The following is a 4,418-nucleotide window of genomic DNA, read 5'->3' on the forward strand; positions in this document are numbered from 1 at the left end:
TTTCAAAAATAACCTTTCTTCATTGGCTTACCCTCATTTGTGTAGATTTTTTTGATAGATTTAGGTATATCCTATATCTTAGCTTCATTAAATTTTAAAACTCAATTAATTCCATGCGTTCTCACGAAATTGACTACAAAATCTTTGGCGAAGATATTCAAATCGTCGAAATAGAACTTGACCCAAACGAAACCGTTATTGCTGAAGCTGGCTCAATGCTCTTCATGGAAGACGGAATCATGTTTGAAACCAAAATGGGCGATGGCTCACAGCCACAACAAAGTCTTTTTGGAAAATTATTACAAGCAGGTAGTAGGGCATTGATGGGAGAGTCGATTTTTATGACTCACTTCACCAACCGCTCAAATATCAAGCGTAAAGTGGCTTTTGCCGCTCCGTATCCTGGTACAATCAAAGCCGTTGATTTAGCAAAAATCATGGGCAATACGCTTATCGTGCAAAAAGATGCGTTTTTGTGTGCGGCAATGGGTACGAGCATTTCGATTCATTTTAATCAAAAACTCGGTGCTGGTTTCTTCGGTGGTGAAGGATTCATTCTCGAAAAAATACAAGGCGATGGCATGGCATTTATTCACTCGGGCGGAGTTGTAATCGAACGCCAACTTAACAACGAAACACTCAGAATTGATACTGGCTGTGTGGTTGGTTTCGAGCCACAACTTCAGTTTGATATCGAGCGTTCGGGAAGTTTGAAATCAATGGTTTTTGGTGGCGAGGGTATTTTCTTGGCGACACTTCGTGGCACGGGAAAAGTTTGGATTCAGTCATTACCAATTTCTAAACTCATTCAACGTCTTTCTCCTTATGGTGGCAATGCTACCAAAGAAAATGGCTCGGTTTTGGGCGGTTTAGGTAGCTTATTTGAAGGGTAATAAAAACAAATAGTACTCTTTTCTCCATAGCGATGGGTTTTCTATGGAGAAAAGTTTAATAGCACCTTAGTAAAATAAGCTGCTATTTTTATTTTCATAACTGGCAATTATCTATGATAAATCTACTAAATTGCTCCTTCTTTTTAATATGACCTTCAAATTACTACAATGATTATCAATCGCAGAAAATTCTTGCAACAATCAACTTCGTTGGCCGCTTTGGCATTTTTGACCAATGATTTGCAAGCCAAAGGCTCTTTAAAACAATTTGGTTGCCAACTTTACAGTATCCGTGATGTACTTCCGAAAGACCCTAAAAACTATATGAAGCAATTGGCTGATATGGGTTATAAATATTTTGAAAGCTACTCGAAAGATCCGTTCTGGGGCATGGCTCCAAAAGACGCAAAAGCCTATTTGGGCGATATTGGTGTAAAAATGGTAAGTACACACTTAGGCTTGCCCGATACCAACGAAGAAATGATTGCCAAATGTGCAGAAGGTGGCTTGAAATATATCATTTGCCCAGGTATCGGAATGCAGCCTTCGGCTGATGCATGGAAACAGAAAGCCCAAGCATTCACAAAAAATGGTGAAATCTGTAAAAAATACGGCCTACGATACGGTTATCACAATCATGCCTATTCTTTCCAAAATGCTAATGGCATTAAAGGACAAAGAATTTTGCTTGAAAATACCGACCCATCAATCGTATGTTTTGAATTGGATATGTGCTGGAGCGAAGCGGCAGGCGAAAATAGCATTGAGCATTTGAAACAATATGGTAATCGCTACGAACTTTGTCACATCAAGCAATTGGCTACCAAAGACCCTAAACCTCAGCAAACCGACCTCGAAAAAGGAATTATTGACTATAAAGGTTTACTTCGTGCAGCCAAAGATAGTGGTATCAAGTATTTCTTGGTCGAACAAGAAGAATATCCTGTTGGACCAATCGAAAGCATGAAAAGCGATGCTATTTATCTGAAAGGATTGAAGTTTTAATTTCACTACGAAAAGTAAGGCGATGAAAGGGCGTAAAACCATGCTCTTTTATCGCTTTTTTATGAAATGGTGTTGGGTAACCCGCATTTTGCTCCCAACGATAATGTGGAAATTCGGAAGCAAGTTTTGTCATTAAATCATCACGATAGGTTTTTGCTAAAATTGAAGCAGCAGCAATAGATAAAAACTTCGCATCGCCTTTTACGATACACGTATGCGGAATAAGTGGATAAGGCGTAAAACGATTTCCATCAATCAGTAAATGTTCGGGGCGAAGATTTAGACCATCAACTGCACGGTGCATGGCCAAGAAACTGGCTTTTAGGATATTTATTTGGTCGATTTCTTCATTAGATGCCTCGGCAACTGCAAAAGCAATGGCATCTCGCTCAATTTCAAGTCTTAGTTTTTCTCGTTGCTGGTGATTCAGTTGTTTAGAATCATTGAGCCACTCGTGCGTATAATCTTTAGGTAAAATTACGGCAGCAGCCACTACTGGCCCAGCCAAACAACCTCGGCCAGCTTCATCAAGCCCTGCCTCTATGGCATCAATATTATAGTACGAACGGAGCATAAATCTAATGAGCGAATGAGTGAATGAGTGAATGAACGAGTAATTTTTATACTACTCCAATTTCATTTTCTTAATCAAATAATAAAAACGAACGGTAAGTAAAACTGCCGATGCCGTGAGTCCAGCCAAAAGCCCAAACCAAATACCGATGGCATCCATATCGAAATTGAAAGCCAGTAAATAACCCAAAGGCAACGAAAGCCCCCAATAGGCAAACATCGTAATCCAAGTCGGAATATTTACATCAGAAATTCCACGCAAAACACCCAACGAAACCACTTGAACGCCATCAGAAAGCTGAAACACTGCAGCCACCAACATCAGCTTCATCGCTATATCAATCACCTCATTATCAGATATATATAACTCAACCAAGAAACGATTAAAGATTAGAATTACCAACATCATGGCCGTCATGAAAATCACAACCAAAAGCAAAGCCACATTGCCCGAAAATCTGATTTTTAGTACATCTTTTAGCCCACGCCCCTCGCCTACCCTAATTCCGCCCGCAATGCCCAAACCCGATGCCATCATGTAGGTTGTAGAGGCCACATTGATAGCAATTTGGTGAGCAGCTAACTGGTTTTCACCGAGCCAACCCATCATAATTACGGCCAACGAAAACGCTGCGATTTCAAAGAAAAACTGAAGTCCACTTGGCACACCAATTTTAAAAATCATCAATACCAAATCGTTGGTTTGCAGTGATTTATATTTAGAATGAAGGTATTTTTTGAAAGTTTTTGTATTGAATAAATAAGCGAAAAGAGCCAACATCATCAAGATTCGGGTAATAAGTGTTGAAACAGCCGCACCAATCAAACCCATTTTCGGAAAACCTAAATAACCATTTATCAATATTATGTTAAAAATTAAATTAAAAATTAACCCCAAAACGGTTATCATCATTGCCACGTAAGTGCGAGATAGGCCGTCAGAAAGTTGTTTTGCCGCCGCAAAAACAAACATAAAGGCATTCGAAACGATAATAATGGCCATAAAATCGGGGGCTTGAGCATTTATTTCGGGCGATTGTTGAAAAATCTCGAAATAATAAATGCAAACAAAACCCGCAATGCCCAATATCAAACTAAACCAAAGCGAAACTTTGATTCCTGCTCTAAAAAGTCGATTAATTTCGGGAACATTACGCTCGGCTTTTGCCTTAGAAATCAACGGTGCAACCACCGAAAGCCCACCCATACCGATAGATGCAATCAGAAACGAAATAGAATTAGCAATGCCCGACGAACCAAGTCCAATTTTGCCAATGTACCGCCCTACTATGATATTATCTGTAACTCCCATCAAAACCACACCCAACTGAGCAATAACAATCGGCAAAGCCAACAAAAAGGTTTTCTTTATTTCTTCTTGGTAATGTTGTGAAAAAATCGGCATAGAATTTTCTATAGAGTGTAATGTTGGCCACAAAGGTCGCAAAATTTTATTCAAGAATTAGCACAGTATCATTAACTTTGTGTGTGTAGAGTAACGATAATATTTTTGTAAATAAGCATTAAAACTAAAAATTCACGTATTTTAGCACCCAATTTCTACGATTTGACAAGTTAAAAACTTGTCCTACTTTTTATGAAAAAACTACTCCTGCCTACGTTTGTCGCTTGTGTGCTGCTAAACGCTTGCAATACTCCAAAACAAGAAACTTCAGCACCCGCAAACCTTGACGGACACTGGCTCAACCAAGAATATCTCGAAGCCCTCGAAGCATCTCATTCGCCCAAAAATGTGGCCGAAAACTATACTTTTTATGCCACCGAACTCATCTATGACCATACAAAAGGCGACTCTATCATGGTTTTTAATGGCCAAGCTGAATTTGCGACTTTACCCATGAAACGCCACGGCGATACCCTCAGTCTGAAACTCAACCAAGATGCTATTACTAATATTGTCTATTCGGCAGGCACTAAAACTTTGAC

The 4,418-nt window shown here is 39.3% G+C and carries 5 protein-coding genes; 3 read left to right on the forward strand and 2 right to left on the reverse strand.

Annotated elements, in window-relative coordinates:
• The first annotated feature begins 113 nt into the window (after window positions 1–113).
• Complete coding sequence (locus ACOVO2_RS22490) at window positions 114–893, forward strand: TIGR00266 family protein (protein ID WP_421772126.1); 780 nt, start codon at window positions 114–116, stop codon at window positions 891–893.
• Between the two features lie 168 nt (window positions 894–1,061).
• Window positions 1,062–1,898, forward strand: coding sequence for a sugar phosphate isomerase/epimerase family protein (locus tag ACOVO2_RS22495; RefSeq protein WP_421772127.1), 837 nt, complete (start codon window positions 1,062–1,064; stop codon window positions 1,896–1,898).
• On the opposite strand, the gene ACOVO2_RS22500 is transcribed toward ACOVO2_RS22495, so the two are convergent.
• Together ACOVO2_RS22500 and ACOVO2_RS22505 are read right to left on the reverse strand one after the other, a co-directional pair.
• Window positions 1,870–2,472, reverse strand: a complete 603-nt coding sequence (locus tag ACOVO2_RS22500; protein ID WP_421772128.1) for a ribonuclease HII — start codon at window positions 2,470–2,472, stop codon at window positions 1,870–1,872. The two genes, ACOVO2_RS22495 and ACOVO2_RS22500, sit on opposite strands and share 29 nt — an antisense overlap.
• Before the next feature lie 51 nt (window positions 2,473–2,523).
• The gene (locus ACOVO2_RS22505; RefSeq protein WP_421772129.1) at window positions 2,524–3,876 is read right to left on the reverse strand and encodes an MATE family efflux transporter; all 1,353 of its coding nucleotides are present in this window, start codon (window positions 3,874–3,876) and stop codon (window positions 2,524–2,526) included.
• Window positions 3,877–4,068: 192 nt separating this feature from the next.
• Between ACOVO2_RS22505 and ACOVO2_RS22510 the strand changes: the two genes are divergently transcribed.
• Window positions 4,069–4,418, forward strand: a 350-nt coding sequence (locus ACOVO2_RS22510; RefSeq protein ID WP_421772130.1) for a hypothetical protein, incomplete at its 3' end; no start/stop codon positions are given.

This window comes from Emticicia sp. (assembly GCF_049241225.1).
In the GTDB taxonomy this organism is placed as follows: Bacteria; Bacteroidota; Bacteroidia; order Cytophagales; family Spirosomataceae; genus Emticicia.

Coding starts and splice junctions, on each gene's coding strand:
- ACOVO2_RS22490 (WP_421772126.1), top strand. CDS start 114: ATGCGTTCTCACGAAATTGACTACAAAATCTTTGGCGAAGATATTCAA.
- ACOVO2_RS22495 (WP_421772127.1), top strand. CDS start 1,062: ATGATTATCAATCGCAGAAAATTCTTGCAACAATCAACTTCGTTGGCC.
- ACOVO2_RS22500 (WP_421772128.1), bottom strand. CDS start 2,472: ATGCTCCGTTCGTACTATAATATTGATGCCATAGAGGCAGGGCTTGAT.
- ACOVO2_RS22505 (WP_421772129.1), bottom strand. CDS start 3,876: ATGCCGATTTTTTCACAACATTACCAAGAAGAAATAAAGAAAACCTTT.